This is a genomic window from Streptomyces vietnamensis, from assembly GCF_000830005.1.
GTDB lineage: Bacteria > Actinomycetota > Actinomycetes > Streptomycetales > Streptomycetaceae > Streptomyces > Streptomyces vietnamensis.
This window is the reverse complement of the sequence record NZ_CP010407.1, coordinates 3,908,198-3,923,846: the sequence shown is the minus strand read 5'-3', so window position 1 is coordinate 3,923,846 and position 15,649 is coordinate 3,908,198. Positions and strand designations below refer to the sequence as shown.

The 15,649-nt window shown below is 71.6% G+C and carries 16 protein-coding genes; 8 read left to right on the top strand and 8 right to left on the bottom strand.

Annotation, left to right across the window (positions count from 1 at the left end; translation table 11 throughout):
• Positions 1-11: 11 nt before the first annotated feature.
• Complete coding sequence (gene bagB / locus SVTN_RS17385) at positions 12-1,505, bottom strand: ATPase BagB (RefSeq protein WP_245727566.1); 1,494 nt, start codon at positions 1,503-1,505, stop codon at positions 12-14.
• Complete coding sequence (gene bagA / locus SVTN_RS17380) at positions 1,502-2,464, bottom strand: ATPase BagA (protein ID WP_041129923.1); 963 nt, start codon at positions 2,462-2,464, stop codon at positions 1,502-1,504. The genes bagB and bagA overlap by 4 nt, the downstream gene beginning before the upstream one ends.
• 122 nt (positions 2,465-2,586) lie before the next feature.
• On the opposite strand from bagA, the gene sp36 reads away from it, so the two are divergent.
• The 5 genes from sp36 (at position 2,587) to SVTN_RS17360 (ending at position 6,148) form a co-directional block, all read left to right on the top strand.
• The gene (gene sp36, locus SVTN_RS43240) at positions 2,587-2,745 is read left to right on the top strand and encodes a Sp36 family protein (protein ID WP_015034547.1); all 159 of its coding nucleotides are present in this window, start codon (positions 2,587-2,589) and stop codon (positions 2,743-2,745) included.
• Entirely contained in the window at positions 2,742-3,212 is a 471-nt protein-coding gene (locus SVTN_RS17375; RefSeq protein ID WP_041129922.1) for a RidA family protein, read from the top strand. Before sp36 ends, SVTN_RS17375 begins: the two co-directional genes overlap by 4 nt.
• Positions 3,213-3,298: 86 nt before the next feature.
• Complete coding sequence (locus tag SVTN_RS17370) at positions 3,299-4,231, top strand: NUDIX hydrolase (RefSeq protein WP_041129921.1); 933 nt, start codon at positions 3,299-3,301, stop codon at positions 4,229-4,231.
• Positions 4,228-5,058: an MBL fold metallo-hydrolase gene (locus SVTN_RS17365; RefSeq protein WP_041129920.1), complete on the top strand. Its 831-nt coding sequence runs from the start codon at positions 4,228-4,230 to the stop codon at positions 5,056-5,058. Before SVTN_RS17370 ends, SVTN_RS17365 begins: the two co-directional genes overlap by 4 nt.
• Before the next feature lie 205 nt (positions 5,059-5,263).
• Complete coding sequence (locus SVTN_RS17360; RefSeq protein ID WP_041129919.1) at positions 5,264-6,148, top strand: prohibitin family protein; 885 nt, start codon at positions 5,264-5,266, stop codon at positions 6,146-6,148.
• 69 nt (positions 6,149-6,217) lie between these two features.
• Here the strand turns inward: SVTN_RS17360 and SVTN_RS17355 are convergent, their stop codons facing one another.
• Positions 6,218-6,892 carry a Crp/Fnr family transcriptional regulator gene (locus tag SVTN_RS17355; RefSeq protein ID WP_015034542.1) on the bottom strand — a complete coding sequence of 225 codons (675 nt, stop codon included), beginning with the start codon at positions 6,890-6,892 and terminating at the stop codon, positions 6,218-6,220.
• 356 nt (positions 6,893-7,248) lie between these two features.
• Between SVTN_RS17355 and nth the strand changes: the two genes are divergently transcribed.
• The 3 genes from nth (at position 7,249) to SVTN_RS17340 (ending at position 10,177) form a co-directional block, all read left to right on the top strand.
• The gene (gene nth, locus SVTN_RS17350) at positions 7,249-8,016 is read left to right on the top strand and encodes an endonuclease III (RefSeq protein WP_041129918.1); all 768 of its coding nucleotides are present in this window, start codon (positions 7,249-7,251) and stop codon (positions 8,014-8,016) included.
• Positions 8,017-8,193: 177 nt separating this feature from the next.
• Positions 8,194-8,898 (top strand): NUDIX hydrolase, encoded by a 705-nt coding sequence (locus SVTN_RS17345; RefSeq protein ID WP_041129917.1) that lies wholly within the window; start codon positions 8,194-8,196, stop codon positions 8,896-8,898.
• Between the two features lie 79 nt (positions 8,899-8,977).
• Entirely contained in the window at positions 8,978-10,177 is a 1,200-nt protein-coding gene (locus SVTN_RS17340) for a MarP family serine protease (RefSeq protein WP_041129916.1), read from the top strand.
• Positions 10,178-10,196: 19 nt separating this feature from the next.
• On the opposite strand, the gene SVTN_RS45555 is transcribed toward SVTN_RS17340, so the two are convergent.
• From SVTN_RS45555 to acs, 5 genes are all read right to left on the bottom strand, one after another.
• Positions 10,197-10,388, bottom strand: coding sequence for a hypothetical protein (locus tag SVTN_RS45555; RefSeq protein ID WP_041129915.1), 192 nt, complete (start codon positions 10,386-10,388; stop codon positions 10,197-10,199).
• Positions 10,389-10,510: 122 nt separating this feature from the next.
• Positions 10,511-11,446 (bottom strand): alpha/beta fold hydrolase, encoded by a 936-nt coding sequence (locus tag SVTN_RS17330; protein WP_041129914.1) that lies wholly within the window; start codon positions 11,444-11,446, stop codon positions 10,511-10,513.
• Positions 11,443-11,928 carry a phage holin family protein gene (locus SVTN_RS17325; RefSeq protein WP_041129913.1) on the bottom strand — a complete coding sequence of 162 codons (486 nt, stop codon included), beginning with the start codon at positions 11,926-11,928 and terminating at the stop codon, positions 11,443-11,445. The genes SVTN_RS17330 and SVTN_RS17325 overlap by 4 nt, the downstream gene beginning before the upstream one ends.
• A gap of 75 nt (positions 11,929-12,003) precedes the next feature.
• Positions 12,004-13,392 carry a Na+/H+ antiporter NhaA gene (nhaA, locus tag SVTN_RS17320; RefSeq protein ID WP_041129912.1) on the bottom strand — a complete coding sequence of 463 codons (1,389 nt, stop codon included), beginning with the start codon at positions 13,390-13,392 and terminating at the stop codon, positions 12,004-12,006.
• Positions 13,393-13,661: 269 nt separating this feature from the next.
• Positions 13,662-15,617, bottom strand: coding sequence for an acetate--CoA ligase (gene acs / locus SVTN_RS17315; RefSeq protein ID WP_041129911.1), 1,956 nt, complete (start codon positions 15,615-15,617; stop codon positions 13,662-13,664).
• Positions 15,618-15,649 lie beyond the last annotated feature (32 nt).

The window sequence follows — 15,649 nt, the reverse complement described above, 5'->3', positions numbered from 1 at the left end:
CGCGAGACGGCTCAGGCCGAGGGCGTCCGCCCCGCCGTGAGCCGGTCACCGATGGCCCGCAGCCCGGCGAGGTCGTGCACATCGCCGGGCAGGGCGGCCACTTCGGCCACCGCCACTTCAGGGTGGAGCGCGGTGAAGCGGTCACGCGTGTGCTGCTCACGCGCGAGCACCCGCATGCGCTCGGCATGCAGGCGCAGAAGTCCCGCGGTGAGGTGACGTACGTCTGTTTCCTGTGCCGGTCCGGCTGTGGGGGCAGCCTCGGGTACGGGGTGTGCGGCGGCGGTGGCGAGATCGTTCGACTCGGGCTCGGGATCGGGCTCGGGCGCTGCTTCGGTGGCCGGGGAGCCACGCAGTCCAGCCTTCCCGCCCCCCTGATCCACAATGCGCCCCTCGTCAAGATTTTCCGCGGCGGCCCGCGCCCGCTCGGCCGACAGCCGTGCGGCGCCGCTGCCGTGGACGCGGTTGAGGACGAGACCGGCCAGCGGCATCTCCTCGGCGGCCAGCCGCTCCACGAAGTACGCGGCCTCGCGCAGCGCGTCCCGCTCCGGCGTGGCCACCACGAGGAAGGCCGTGCCCGGCGCCTGGAGCAGCTTGTACGTGGCGTCCGCGCGGGTCCGGAAACCTCCGAACATCGTGTCCATCGCCGCCACGAACGTCTGCACGTCCTTGAGGAACTGACCCCCGAGCAGCTTCCCCAGGGTCCCCGTCATCATCGACATGCCGACGTTGAGGAACTTCATCCCGGCCCGGCCGCCCACCTTCGCCGGGGCCATGAGCAGCTTGATGAACTTCCCGTCGAGGAAGGACCCGAGCCGCTTCGGCGCGTCCAGGAAGTCGAGCGCGGACCGGGACGGTGGGGTGTCGACGACGATCAGGTCCCACTCGTCACGGGCCCGGAGCTGGCCCAGCTTCTCCATCGCCATGTACTCCTGCGTACCGGCGAATCCGGCCGACAGGGACTGGTAGAAGGGATTCTCCAGGATCGCCCGCGCCCGCTCGGGATCCGCGTGAGCCTCGACGATCTCGTCGAAGGTCCGCTTCATGTCCAGCATCATGGCGTGCAGTTCGCCGCCGTCGGAGCCCTTGATTCCGTCGACCTTGCGGGGCGTGTTGTCGAGGGAGTCGATGCCCATGGACTGGGCGAGCCGGCGCGCCGGGTCGATGGTGAGGACGACGACCCGCCGGCCCCGCTCCGCCGCCCGCACGCCGAGGGCCGCCGCCGTGGTCGTCTTGCCGACCCCGCCCGCGCCGCAGCAGACGATGATCCGGGTGCCGCGATCGTCGAGCAGCGGGTCGAGTTCGAGCCCGGGCACGCGATCGAGCCCGGGGTCGGCCTCGGTCCCGTGGTCTTCGGTGTCGGGCCGGTGGTCTTCGGCGTCGGCGTCGGTGTCGGGGCCGTGGTCGGAGCCGGGCCCGGACACGTCCGCGACGGAGACCGCCTCCGCACCGGCCGCGTCGGCACCGGGCTCGGCGGTGTCCGCCCCGGCGCCTGCTTTCTCCGTCATGCGCCCACCCCTTGCTTTCGCAGTTCCTTCGCCAGCCGGTAGAGCCCGGCGATGTCCGCCCCGTCCCCGAGGAAGGGGAGTTCGTACGAGGGGACGCCGACGCCGTCCAGGACCGCGCGCTGCGTCCGCTCCAGCTCCACCCGCCGCGCGTGCTCGGCCGCCTGGTCGAGGAGCGGCTCGACGAGACCCGCGCCGCCCGTGACGCCGACGGAGGCCAGGGTCCGCGCGATCGCGTCCCTGTGGTCGCCGGAGGCGGCCCGTACCGCCGCCTCGTCCAGGACGTGCGGGCGGACCATGTTCACCACGACCCTGCCCACCGGCAGTTCGGCGGCCCTCAGCTCCGCGATGCCGTCCGCGGTCTCCTGGACCGGCATCTCCTCCAGGAGGGTCACCAAGTGCACCGCCGTCTCGGGGGACTTGAGGACCCGCATGACGGCCTGCGCCTGGTTGTGTATCGGGCCGATCCTGGCCAGGCCCGCGACCTCGTCGTTCACGTTGAGGAAGCGGGTGATGCGGCCGGTGGGCGGCGCGTCCATGACCACGTGGTCGTAGGCGGGGCGGCCGTCCTTCTCCCGCCGCCGGACCGCCTCGCAGGCCTTGCCGGTCAGCAGCACGTCCCGGACGCCTGGCGCTATCGTCGTCGCGAAGTCGATCGCGCCGAGCTTCTTCAGGGCCCGCCCCGCACCGCCCAGTTTGTAGAACATCTGGAGGTAGTCGAGGAGCGCGCGCTCGGCGTCGATCGCCAGCGCGTACACCTCGCCGCCGCCCGGCGCGACGGCGATCTTGCGCTCCTCGTACGGAAGGGCTTCCGTCTCGAAGACCTGTGCGATGCCCTGCCTGCCTTCGACCTCGACGAGGAGGGTCCGCTTCCCCTCCGTCGCGAGGGCGAGGGCGAGGGCGGCGGCGACCGTCGTCTTACCGGTACCGCCCTTGCCGCTGACGACCTGGAGCCTGCTCACGCTGTCGAGCCTAACCACTGGCGGCCGCGCGCAATCAGGAGGCCGCCCCGGAGAAGCCCCCTAGGGGGCCCGTGGGGGCCGCCTCGGAGAGGAGCCCCGCGACAGCGGATACAGTCGGGCCCATGACCAAGTGGGAGTACGTCACGGTGCCGCTTCTGGTGCACGCGACCAAGCAGATTCTGGACACCTGGGGCGAGGACGGCTGGGAGCTCGTCCAGGTCGTGCCCGGGCCGAACAACCCCGAGCAGCTCGTGGCCTACCTGAAGCGGGCCAAGTCGTGAGCGGGGCCGTCGAGGCGCGGATCGCCGAGCTCGGCCTGACCCTGCCCGAGGTCGTGCCGCCGCTCGCGTCCTACCAGCCGGCCGTGCAGTCCGGCGTGTACGTGTACACCTCGGGCCAGCTCCCGATGGTGGCGGGCAAGCTCCCGGTGACCGGCAAGGTCGGCGCCGAGGTCACGCCGGAGGAGGCCAAGCAGCTCGCCGCCACCTGCGCGCTCAACGCCCTCGCGGCCGTGAAGTCGGTCGCCGGTGACCTCGACCGCATCAAGCGCGTCGTGAAGGTCGTCGGCTTCGTCGCCTCCGCCGCCGACTTCACCGGCCAGCCCGCCGTCATCAACGGCGCCAGCGAGCTGCTCGGCGAGATCCTCGGCGAGAAGGGCGTGCACGCCCGCAGCGCCGTCGGCGTGGCCGTGCTGCCGCTCGACGCGCCGGTCGAGGTCGAGGTCCAGGTCGAGCTCGTCGAGGCCTGACATCCCGAGGACGCGCAGAGCCGGTTTTCCACAGGCGTGGGAAACCGGCTCTCGTGCATTCCGATGCTTGCGCATAGCATCCGGCCATGTCGAATGGTCAGCCGAAGCAGACGAAGCAGTCGAACGGCCAGTGGTACCCGGCGGAGTGGCCCGACCGCATCCGCGCCCTCGCCGCCGGTGAGCTCACCCCGGTGGCGCCCCGGCGCGCCGCCACCGTCCTGCTCCTGCGGGACGGGGCCGCGGGGCCCGACGTCCACATGCTGCGCCGCCGCACCTCGATGGCCTTCGCGGGTGGTGCGTACGCCTATCCCGGCGGCGGCGTCGACCCGCGCGACGAGCAGCCGGTGCGCTGGGCGGGCCCGTCCCTGGAGACGTGGGCGGCCCGGCTCGGCCTCGACGACCCCGCGCAGGCCCAGGCCGTGGTCTGCGCCGCCGTGCGCGAGACGTTCGAGGAAGCGGGCGTGCTGCTCGCCGGGGAGACCGAGGACGGCGTCGTCGGCGACACGACCGGCGAGGACTGGGAGCGGGACCGGGCGGCGCTCGTCGCCCGCGAGCTGTCCTTCGCCGACTTCCTCGACCGGCGCGGGCTCGTCCTGCGCTCCGACCTGCTCGGCGCGTGGGCCCGCTGGATCACCCCGGAGTTCGAGCAGCGCCGGTACGACACCTGGTTCTTCGTGGCGGCGCTCCCGGCCGGCCAGCGCACCCGGGACGTCTCCGGGGAGGCGGACCGCACGGTCTGGATCCGTCCGGCGGAGGCCGCGGCGGGCTACGACCGGGGCGAGCTGACGATGATGCCGCCGACGATCTCGACCCTGCGCACCCTGGAGCCGTACGGGACGGCCACCGAAGCCCTTGCGGCGGCCGGGGAGCAGGACATGGCCCCCGTGCTCGCACAGGCGCGCCTGGAGGGCGACGAGCTGGTGCTGAGCTGGCCGGGGCACGAGGAGTTCACCAAGGTCATCCCCGCCGGGGACGCCGTGAACACCGGCAACGCCGGGAACGCCGGGGGTGAGCGATGAGCGACGCCGCCGCCCTGCCGGGCCAGCCGCGCGGATTCGTGGTCTCCGGGCCCGCGACCGAGCGCGCCGTGAACGTCCTGGCGCCGAACCCGTCCGCGATGACCCTCGACGGCACCAACACCTGGCTGCTCTCCGAGCCCGGCTCCGGCCTCGCCGTCGTCGTCGACCCGGGCCCGCTCGACGAGGGCCATCTGCGTCATGTGGTCGACACGGCCGAGAAGCTCGGCAAGCGGATCGCGCTGACCCTGCTGACCCACGGCCACCCGGACCACGCGGAGGGCGCGGGCCGCTTCGCGGAGCTGACCGGGACGGCGGTGCGGGCCCTCGATCCGGCGCTGCGGCTCGGCGACGAGGGCCTCGGCGCGGGGGACGTGGTGACGGTCGGCGGTCTTGAGCTGCGGGTCGTCCCGACGCCGGGCCACACTTCGGACTCGCTCTCCTTCCACCTGCCGGCCGACCGGGCGGTGCTGACGGGCGACACGGTCCTGGGGCGCGGGACGACGATGGTCGCGCACCCGGACGGGCGGCTCGGGGACTACCTGGACTCGCTGCGGCGGCTCCGTTCGCTGACCGTCGACGACGGGGTGCACACGGTCCTGCCGGGGCACGGGCCGGTCCTGGAGGACGCGCAGGGGGCCGTGGAGTTCTACCTGGCGCACCGGGCCAGCCGGCTCGCGCAGGTCGAGACGGCGGTCGGGGCCGGACACCGGACGGCGGCCGAGGTCGTCGCCCATGTGTACGCGGACGTGGACCGCTCGCTGTGGCCGGCGGCCGAGCTGTCCGTACGGGCGCAGCTGGAGTACCTGAGGGAGCGGGGCCTGATCTAGGGCCTGTCTTCCGGGGCGTGCCGGGCGGTCGTCTTTCGGGGGTGCGCCGGGCAGTCGTCTTTGGGGTGTGCCGGGCGGTCGTTTTTCGGGGTGCGCCGGGCTGTCGTCACGATCCTGTCCCGAGCGTGCCCCCGGCCTTCTGGCGTTCCTGACCCGTGCTTTACGCTCCGCTTACTTCTGGTCGTAGCTTTCGGGGGGAACGCCCGTGTTCGTCATAGCCATCCTGCTGGTCATCACCGCAGTGGTGCTCTTTTTCGTCGGCCGCGCCAATGACTCCACGGGGCTGAAGTGGGGCGCCGCCGGTGCGCTCCTGGCCGGCCTCTTCTCGCTGGTCGCGAGCATGACGTACGTGATCAGCGCGTACGAGGTCGGCGTGCCGGTCGCCTTCGGCAAGGTGGGGGAGCCGATGACCTCGGGCATGCACGTGAAGTCGCCGTTCACCGACGTCACGACCTTCTCCACCCGCCCGGTCGACCTCAACCTCTCCGACAAGGACGTGGTCGAGGTCCGCTCCTCGCAGGGCGGTGTCATGTACGCCGAGCTGACGGTGAAGTGGTCCGTCGACCAGGCCAAGGCCGTCGAGCTCTACAAGCTGGCGGGCAGCGAGGACGCCATCCAGCAGCGGCTGGTCTACCCGGACAGTCGTGAGATCGTCCGGAACGTCTTCGCCCGCCACACCAGCGTGGAGGGCTACGCCTCCGACCGTGAGGGGATCAACGCCGAGATCGGGGCCCTGATCAAGGAGCGCCTGGCGCCGCGCGGCATCGACGTGACCACGGTCAACCTGCGGAACGTGAAGCCCTCGGACGCCCTCCAGGGCCAGATCGACCGCAAGATCCAGCAGGAGCAGGCCACCGAGCGGGCCATCGAGGCCTCCCGTACCGCCAAGGCCGAGGCCGACCGGCGCCGCATCGAGGCGGAGGGCATCGCCCGCGCGAACAAGATCCTCAACGACTCGCTGACGGACAAGGTCCTGATGAACCAGTGCATCGACGCGTACAAGGAGGCCGCGGCGAAGAACCCGGTCTACGCGGTGCCCTGCGGGAGCGGCGGTTCCGCCCCGGTGATCGTGGACGGCTCGAAGCGCTGACCGTCCCGTCGTACGCGGAAGGCCGCCCCGGTCGTCGGACCGGGGCGGCCTTCCGCGTATGCCTTGGTACTAGCGCGAGCGCTTCGCGAGGCGCTCCACGTCGAGCAGGATCACGGCGCGGGCCTCCAGGCGCAGCCAGCCGCGCTGGGCGAAGTCGGCGAGCGCCTTGTTGACCGTCTCGCGGGAGGCGCCGACCAGCTGGGCCAGCTCCTCCTGGGTGAGGTCGTGGACGACGTGGATGCCCTCCTCCGACTGCACGCCGAAGCGGCGCGACAGGTCGAGGAGCGCGCGGGCGACACGGCCCGGGACGTCGGAGAAGACCAGGTCGGACATCTGGTCGTTGGTCTTGCGCAGCCGGCGGGCGACGGCGCGCAGCAGCGCGGTGGCCACCTCGGGGCGGGCGTTCAGCCAGGGCTGGAGGTCGCCGTGGCCGAGACCGAGCAGCTTGACCTCGGTCAGCGCGGTCGCCGTGGCGGTGCGCGGACCCGGGTCGAAGAGGGACAGCTCACCGATGAGCTCGCCCGGGCCGAGGACGGCCAGCATGTTCTCGCGGCCGTCGGGGGAGGTGCGGTGCAGCTTCACCTTGCCCTCGGTCACCACGTACAGGCGGTCACCGGGGTCGCCCTCGTGGAAGAGCGCGTCGCCACGGGCGAGCGTCGCCTCACTCATCGAGGCGCGCAGCTCGGCGGCCTGCTCGTCATCGAGCGCCGCGAAGAGCGGGGCGCGCCGCAGAACGTCGTCCACGAGTTCTCTCCTACTGTCGACCTGCTCAAAGGACCTGGGTCCCATGATGCCGGACGCACAAAACAGTGCGATCAATCACAACAAGTTTGACGTACCGAACCGCCCGGTCGTACGTCAGGGGCCCGAACGGGCTCCGATCGGCCACGCCCGGGGCGGATGTCGGCAGCGGCGCCTAGGCTGGCCGGGTGTCCAACTCGCCGGTGAGAGCGCAGGCCAAGGGGGCTGAAAGAGTGTCGGCCGAAGGTAATTCCGCTGTGGGCGAACACGGCGTGTCGAAACAGGCAAAGGGTGCAAAACGGAATGTCGTGAAGCCCGCCGGGTCCGTCAGGTCCGCCAAGCCCGAGTCGCGGCTAGCGATGGTCCGCCGGGCGCGCCGGATCAACCGCGAACTGGCCGAGGTCTACCCGTACGCCCACCCGGAGCTCGACTTCCGCAACTCCTTCGAGCTGCTCGTCGCCACGGTCCTCTCCGCGCAGACCACCGACCTGCGGGTCAACCAGACCACCCCCGCCCTCTTCGCGAAGTACCCCACGCCCGAGGACCTCGCCGCCGCCGTGCCCGAGGAGGTCGAGGAGCTGATCCGGCCGACCGGCTTCTTCCGCGCCAAGACCAAGTCGATCATGGGCCTGGCCGCCGCCCTCAGGGACGACTTCGACGGTGAGGTCCCCGGCCGCCTGGAGGACCTCGTCAAGCTCCCCGGCGTCGGCCGCAAGACCGCCTTCGTCGTCCTCGGCAACGCCTTCGGGGTCCCCGGCATCACCGTCGACACCCACTTCATGCGCCTCGCCCGGCGCTGGCGGTGGACCGAGTCCGACGACCCGGTGAAGATCGAGGCCGAGGTCGCCACGATCTTCCCGAAGAGCGAGTGGACGATGCTCTCGCACCGGGTGATCTTCCACGGCCGCCGGATCTGCCACGCCCGCAAGCCCGCCTGTGGCGCCTGCCCGATCGCTCCCCTCTGCCCCTCGTACGGAGAGGGCGAGACCGACCCCGAGAAGGCGAAGAAGCTGCTCAAGTACGAGAAGGGCGGCTTCCCCGGCCAGCGGCTCAACCCGCCGGCCGACTACCCGGGCCGCCCGGCGCCCCCGCTCGGCGGCGGCGCCTCGTCGGACGGCGACGTCTGAGCCCGCCGCCGGGAGCGAACCCGCCGGGAGTGAACCCGCCGGGACCGAACCCATCGGGAGTGAACCCGCCGGGACCGAACCCATCGGGAGTGAACCCGCCGGGAGTGAACCCGCCGGGAGCGAACCTGCCGGGAACGAACCCGTCCATCGATCGCGTTGAGAACCACGGGGGTGCCCATGACGCGCACTGACGAAGAGATCCACGGGCCCGGCACGGCCGGGCTGCTCAGCAGGGACGGGCTGCCCGAGTGGCTCGGGCCCGTCGACCGGGTGGCCCGCACGGTCCGGCCCGAGCAGCTGAGCCGCTTCCTGCCGCCCGAGAGCGGCGACGGCCGCCAGTCCGCCGTCCTCGTCCTCTTCGGCGAGGGCGAGCGCGGACCGGAGCTGCTGCTCATGGAGCGGGCCGGCAGCCTCCGCTCGCACGCCGGACAGCCCTCCTTCCCCGGCGGCGCCCTCGACCCCGAGGACGGCGACCCGGCGGACGGCGGGCTGCTGCGCGCCGCCCTGCGCGAGGCCCAGGAGGAGACCGGCCTCGACCCGCGGGGCGTCCAGCTCTTCGGGGTGCTGCCCCAGCTCTACATCCCGGTCAGCGGCTTCGTCGTCACCCCCGTCCTCGGCTGGTGGCGCGACCCCAGCCCGGTCGGCGTCGTCGACCCCGGCGAGACCGCCCGCGTCTTCACCGTCCCCGTGGCGGATCTCACGGACCCCGCGAACCGCGCGACCGCCGTGCACCCGCTCGGCCACGAAGGCCCCGCGTTCCTCGTCGCATCCGCTCTGGTCTGGGGTTTCACGGCCGGCGTCATCGACAAGCTGCTCCACTTCGCGGGCTGGGAGCGCCCCTGGGACCGGTCCAAGAAGGTCCCGCTCGACTGGCGCTCATGACAGGCTGATCCCCGGGCCGGCCCTCGGGCGGACCGACCGACCCCGGGCGACCGGAAACGAATCTGCGAGGCTACTGACGGTGAACGTGCTGGACATCCTGTTGCTGCTCGGCGCCGTGTGGTTCGCGATCATCGGTTACCGCCAGGGGTTCGTGGTCGGCATCCTGTCGGTGATCGGCTTCCTCGGCGGCGGCCTCGTCGCCGTTCTGCTGCTCCCGGTCCTCTGGGACCAGCTGACCGACAACAGCGAGGTCTCGAGCGCGGCCACCGTCGTCTTCGTGATGGTGGTCATCGTCTGCGCCTCCGTCGGCCAGGCCTTCACCACCCACCTCGGCAACAAGCTGCGCCGCCACATCACCTGGTCCCCGGCCCGCGCCCTGGACGCCACCGGCGGCGCCCTCGTCAACGTCGTCGCGATGCTCCTCGTGGCCTGGCTGATCGGCTCCGCCCTCGCCCGCACCTCGCTGCCCACCCTGGGCAAGGAGGTGCGGAACTCCAAGGTGCTGCTCGGCGTGGAGCAGGTGATGCCGGATCAGGCCTCCGGCTGGTTCGACGACTTCAGCTCCACCCTGGCCCGCAGCGGCTTCCCCCAGGTCTTCAGCCCCTTCGCGAACGAGCCGATCACCCCGGTCACCCCGCCCGACCCGGCGCTCGCCGACAGCCCGGTCGCCGCCCGCGCGCAGCACTCCATCGTGAAGGTCGTCGGCACCGCGCAGAGCTGCGGCAAGGTCCTCGAAGGCACCGGCTTCGTCTTCGCCGACCGCCGCATCATGACCAACGCCCACGTCGTCGGCGGCGTCGACGAACCGACCGTCCAGATAGGCGGCGAGGGCAAGCTCTACGACGCCAAGGTCGTCCTCTACGACTGGCAGCGCGACATCGCCGTCCTGGACGTGCCGGGCCTCAAGGCCACGCCGCTGCCCTTCACCGAAGAGGACGCCCGCAGCGGCGACGACGCGATCGTCGCCGGATTCCCGGAGAACGGCTCGTACGACGTGCGCTCCGCCCGCGTGCGGGGCCGCATCAGCGCCAAGGGCCCCGACATCTACCACCGCGGCGAGGTGCGCAGGGACGTGTACTCGCTGTACGCGACGGTCCGCCAGGGCAACTCCGGCGGCCCGCTCCTCACCGAGGACGGCAAGGTGTACGGCGTGATCTTCGCCCGCTCCCTCGACGACGCGAACACCGGATACGCCCTGACGGTCGACGAGATCCGCGAGGACATCGAGCAGGGCCGGACCGCCGACCAGCAGGTCGACACCCAGTCCTGCGCCCTCTGAGCCCTCGCTCTACGAAGCGTTACGCGGTGTCTCTGGGGTGCCGCAGCCGGGCCGAGACCCAGCGGGCCCGGCGTCGCAGGATGCGCGAGATCCCCACCCCCGGCACCGCGGGGCCCTGCTCCGGCGAGCCGCCCCTCTCGCGGGAGCCCGGCCCCGTGGCCGAGCGGCGGTCGCGTGCTGTCGTGTCACCGTAGTCGTGCGTCCAGCCCATACCTCGACCTCTGCCCGGGGGCCAAGGTCGGTAACCGCCCCGGGGCCCGCCAATTGGAGTATGCGCGGGGCACATGGCCGTTCGAAGGACGCCTGTACGGCGACGCCGTCCGTGACGGGGGCTCAGCGGTCGGGCTCGGGGTCCTTCAGCCAGTTGACGAGCTCCGTGGTGAAGGCCACCGGGTCCTCCTCGTGCGGGAAGTGCCCGAGGCCGTCGAAGAGCCGCCAGCGGTACGGCGCCTCCACGTACTCGCCGGACCCCGCCGCGCTGCGGGTCCGCATCACCGGGTCGAGGGACCCGTGCAGATGGAGCGTCGGCACCCGCACCGGCCGCTTCATGCGCCGGTTGAACTGGATGCCGTCCGGACGGGCGAGGGACCGCACCATCCACCGGTACGGCTCGATCGAGCAGTGCGCCGTCGACGGGACGCACATCGCCCGCCGGTACACCTCGACGGCCTTCTCGTCGACCGGCTTCGGCCCCGACCAGTCCCGGATCAGCTCGCCCACGAGCGCCCCCTCGTCCGCGACGAGCTGACGCTCCGGCAGCCACGGCCGCTGGAAGCCCCACACGTGCGAGCCGGCCCGCGACTGGGCGAAGTCGGAGAGCATCGCCGAGCGCCAGCGGCGCGGGTGCGGCATCGAGGAGACCACGAGCCGGCGCACCAGCTTCGGCCGCATGACGGCCGCCGTCCAGGCGAGGTAGCCGCCCAGGTCGTGCCCGACGAGCGCCGCGTCCGGCTCGCCCAGGGAGCGGACGACGCCGGTGATGTCGAGCGCCAGGTTGGCGGGGTCGTAACCCCGCGGCGTGCGGTCGCTGCCGCCGACCCCGCGCAGGTCCATCGCGACCGCCCGGAACCCCGCCTCGGCGAGGGCCGGCAGCTGGTGGCGCCAGGTCCACCAGAACTGCGGGAAGCCGTGCAGGAGCAGCACCAGCGGGCCGTCGCCCATCTCGGCGATGTGGAAGCGGGCGCCGTTGGCGGCCACGTCACGGTGCGTCCACGGCCCGTCGAGCCGTACGGGCCCGCCGTTGCCGTTGCTGCTCTCGGGGAGGGTCATACGGACGAGCGTCCCACAACGGAGGCCTTCTCCAGGGCCGGACGCTGCTCCGGACGGGGGTGCGGCTTCGCGTTCTGCATGATGGCGGCCGTCTGCTTGGCGGAGGCGATGGACCTCTCCGGCGGCTTGACCTTCTTGAACTTGGCGTACGCGATCAGCCCGAGGAGGCCCGCGAGCAGCACGTTGAAGGCGAAGGACAGCAGGAAGCACCAGACGAGGTTCCAGCCCCCGTTGCCGTTGTGCCCGCCGGTCCAGGTGTTGATGGCGTACGCGAGCGCGAAGCTCAGCATCGGCAGCGAGAACAGCAACACCACGAGGGCGCCGATGCCCATGATGCTGCCGAGCGCACCGCGCTTGACGTCCTGCCGCAGTTCGGCCTTGGCCAGGGCGATCTCGTCGTGCACCAGCGCGGACATCTCGGCGGTCGCCGAGGCGACCAGCTGGCCGAGGCTGCGCTCGGTTCCGTCGAACGGGTCGCTCATCGCTGCTCCCTCTTCTCTTCTGCGGTCCGAGGTCCTCTTCTACGGTGCGAGTCCTCTTCCACGGTCCGAATCAGATCATGCCGGACGGTCGGCCCCGTCGCGCGATGCCCCCGCCAGTTGGGCGCGCTCCCGGTGCTCCGCGGCCTTCCGTTCGTAGATCTCGGCCATCCGCAGGTGGTACTCCGGGTTGTCCTCCTCGTAGATGTCGGGGATGCCGTCCTCGTCCTCGTCGCGCTCCTCGGCGGAGACGAGGGCCTGGTACTTCCGGACCCGCAGCTTCAGCAGGACGGAGGCGAGGACGGCCGCGATGAGCGAGCCGATCAGGACGGCGGCCTTCACCTCGTCGGTGAGGACGGCGTCCCCGGCGAAGGCGAGTTCGCCGATGAGGAGCGAGACGGTGAAGCCGATCCCGGCGAGGGTGGCGACGGCGAACACGTCCGGCCAGGCCAGGTCCGGGTTGAGCTCCGCCCGGGTGAAGCGGGCGGCGAGCCAGGTGCCGCCGAAGATGCCGATCGCCTTGCCGACGACGAGACCGAGGACCACGCCGAGGGTGACCGGCTGGGTGAAGACGTCGTGGATCGCGCCGCCGGAGACGCTCACACCGGCGGAGAAGAGCGCGAAGAGGGGCACGGCGAGCCCGGCGGAGAGCGGCCGGACCAGGTGCTCGATGTGCTCGCCGGGGGAGTGCTCCTCGCCCTCGTGGGTGGTGCAGCGGAGCATCAGGCCCATGGCGACGCCGGCGATGGTGGCGTGGACGCCGCTGTTGTACATCAGGCCCCAGATGACCAGGGCCAGCGGCACGTACACGTACCAGCCGCGGACGCCCTTGCGGAGCAGCAGCCAGAAGACGGCGAGCCCGGCGACGGCGCCGCCCAGCGCGGCGAAGTTCAGGTCGCTGGTGAAGAAGATCGCGATGATCAGGATCGCGAACAGGTCGTCGACGACGGCGAGGGTGAGCAGGAAGGCGCGCAGCGCGGACGGCAGCGAGGTTCCGATGACGGCGAGGACGGCGAGCGCGAAGGCGATGTCGGTGGCGGTGGGCACGGCCCAGCCGGCCGTGGAGCCGTCGCCGACGGCGTTGACCAGGGTGTAGACGAGGGCGGGGGCCGCCATGCCGCAGAGCGCGGCGACGACGGGGAGCGCGGCGGCCTTCGGGTCGCGCAGCTCGCCCGCGACGAGCTCGCGCTTGAGCTCGATGCCGGCGACGAAGAAGAAGATCGCGAGGAGGCCGTCGGCGGCCCAGTGCTGGATCGACAGGTCGAGGCCGAGGGCGGCGGGGCCTATGTGGAAGTTCCGTACCGACTCGTAGCTGTCGCCGAGGGTGTTCGCCCAGATGAGGGCGGCGACGGCGGCGAGGAGCAGCAGGACGCCGCCGACGGTCTCGGTGCGCAGCGCGTTGGCGAGGTACCGCCGCTCGGGCAGCGAGAGTCGACCGAGGAACTTGCGGTCGGTGGGCACGGACACGGGCGAGACCTCCGTCGGGCAGGCAGGGCGAAGCACATGCCGACCAGACTTCCCGGCGCACCTAGGTCTTTCTGTCGCGTTCCTGACGCGATCTTTACCTTACCTAACGAGCCCGAGTTGTGTCCGGCGGGATTCACTTTAGGAAGATTTGCGCCTTTCGTCCCCTTGAGGTTCGACTTGGGGTCCGGCTTGAGGTCCGGCTTGGGGTCCGGCATGGGAAACGCCCGCCCCGAGGTCTCCGGGGCGGGCGTTCGGGCCGTGCGGGTCGGTCAGTCCTCGCTGGACGTGGCCGGCAGCTGGTTCTGGATGAGCGACATGACCGAGGAGTCGGTCAGGGTGGTGACGTCACCCAGCTCACGGTTCTCCGCGACGTCGCGCAGCAGACGGCGCATGATCTTGCCCGAGCGGGTCTTCGGCAGCTCCGCCACCGGCAGGATCCGCTTCGGCTTGGCGATCGGGCCGAGCGTCGCGCCGACGTGGTTGCGCAGGTCGGCGACCAGGTTGTCGTCCTGGCTGGCCGTGCCGCGCAGGATGACGAAGGCGACGATCGCCTGACCGGTCGTCTCGTCGGCGGCGCCGACGACGGCCGCCTCGGCGACGGACGGGTGCGAGACGAGGGCCGACTCGACCTCGGTCGTCGAGATGTTGTGACCCGAGACGAGCATGACGTCGTCGACCCGGCCGAGCAGCCAGATGTCGCCGTCCTCGTCCTTCTTGGCGCCGTCGCCGGCGAAGTACTTGCCCTCGAAACGGGACCAGTACGTGTCGATGTAGCGCTGGTCGTCGCCCCAGATGGTGCGGAGCATCGACGGCCACGGCTCGGTGAGGACCAGGTAACCGCCGCCGCCGTTCGGGACCTCGTTCGCCTCGTCGTCCACGACGGTGGCGGAGATGCCCGGCAGCGGGCGCTGGGCGGAGCCCGGCTTGGTCTCGGTGACGCCCGGCAGCGGCGAGATCATCATGGCGCCGGTCTCGGTCTGCCACCAGGTGTCCACGATCGGGGTCTTGTTCGCGCCGATGTGCTCGCGGTACCAGACCCAGGCCTCGGGGTTGATCGGCTCGCCGACCGAGCCCAGCACACGGAGGCTGGACAGGTCGAACTTCGCGGGGATGTCGTCTCCCCACTTCATGAACGTGCGGATCGCGGTGGGCGCCGTGTAGAGGATCGTGACGCCGTACTTCTGCACGATCTCCCAGAACCGGCCCTGGTGCGGGGTGTCCGGGGTGCCCTCGTACATGACCTGCGTCGCGCCGTTGGCCAGCGGGCCGTAGACGATGTACGAGTGCCCGGTGACCCAGCCGATGTCGGCGGTGCACCAGTAGACGTCGCTCTCCGGCTTGAGGTCGAAGACGGCGTGGTGGGTGTACGCGGCCTGGGTGAGGTAGCCGCCGGAGGTGTGCAGGATGCCCTTCGGCTTCCCGGTGGTGCCGGAGGTGTAGAGGATGAAGAGCGGGTGCTCCGCCGGGAACGCCTCCGGGGTGTGCTCGGCGGACTGGCGGGCGACGATGTCGTCCCACCAGACGTCCCGGCCCTCGGTGAAGGCGGTGTCCTGGCCCGTACGGCGGACCACGAGGACGTGCTCGACCTGCGGGCACTTGGCGACGGCCTCGTCGATCGCCGGCTTGAGGGCGCTCGGCTTGCCGCGGCGGTAGCCGCCGTCGGCGGTGACGATCACCTTGGCGTCGGCGTCCTGGATTCGGGAGGCGACGGCATCGGCCGAGAAGCCGCCGAAGACCACCGAGTGGGCGGCGCCGACACGGGCGCAGGCCAGCATCGTGATGGCCGCCTCGGGGATCATCGGCAGGTAGACGGCGACCCGGTCGCCCTTGCGGACGCCCAGCTCGGTCAGGGCGTTGGCGGCCCGGGAGACCTCGTCCTTGAGCTCGGCGTAGGTGATCGCGCGGCTGTCGCCGGGCTCGCCCTCGAAGTGGATGGCGACCCGGTCGCCGTGGCCGGCCTCGACGTGCCGGTCGACGCAGTTGTACGCCACGTTCAGCTCGCCGTCGGCGAACCACTTGGCGAACGGCGGGTTCGACCAGTCCAGGGTCTCGGTCGGCTCGGTGGCCCAGCTGAGGCGCCTGGCCTGCTCGGCCCAGAAGCCCAGCCTGTCCGCCTTGGCCTGCTCGTACGCCTCCGCCGTCACATTGGCGTCCGCGGCCAGCTCGGTGGGCGGCGCGAACCGCCGCTCTTCCTTGAGCAGGTTGGCCAAGGATTCGTTGCTCACGACATCTCCCTTTCCCAGGGCGTCCTCTGTGC

Excerpts from the sequence above, each read along its gene's own strand:
- bagB (WP_245727566.1), bottom strand. The coding sequence starts at position 1,505 with ATGACGGAGAAAGCAGGCGCCGGGGCGGACACCGCCGAGCCCGGTGCC.
- sp36 (WP_015034547.1), top strand. The coding sequence starts at position 2,587 with ATGACCAAGTGGGAGTACGTCACGGTGCCGCTTCTGGTGCACGCGACC.
- SVTN_RS17370 (WP_041129921.1), top strand. The coding sequence starts at position 3,299 with ATGTCGAATGGTCAGCCGAAGCAGACGAAGCAGTCGAACGGCCAGTGG.
- SVTN_RS17365 (WP_041129920.1), top strand. The coding sequence starts at position 4,228 with ATGAGCGACGCCGCCGCCCTGCCGGGCCAGCCGCGCGGATTCGTGGTC.
- nth (WP_041129918.1), top strand. The coding sequence starts at position 7,249 with ATGGTCCGCCGGGCGCGCCGGATCAACCGCGAACTGGCCGAGGTCTAC.
- SVTN_RS17345 (WP_041129917.1), top strand. The coding sequence starts at position 8,194 with ATGACGCGCACTGACGAAGAGATCCACGGGCCCGGCACGGCCGGGCTG.
- SVTN_RS45555 (WP_041129915.1), bottom strand. The coding sequence starts at position 10,388 with ATGGGCTGGACGCACGACTACGGTGACACGACAGCACGCGACCGCCGC.
- SVTN_RS17330 (WP_041129914.1), bottom strand. The coding sequence starts at position 11,446 with ATGACCCTCCCCGAGAGCAGCAACGGCAACGGCGGGCCCGTACGGCTC.
- SVTN_RS17325 (WP_041129913.1), bottom strand. The coding sequence starts at position 11,928 with ATGAGCGACCCGTTCGACGGAACCGAGCGCAGCCTCGGCCAGCTGGTC.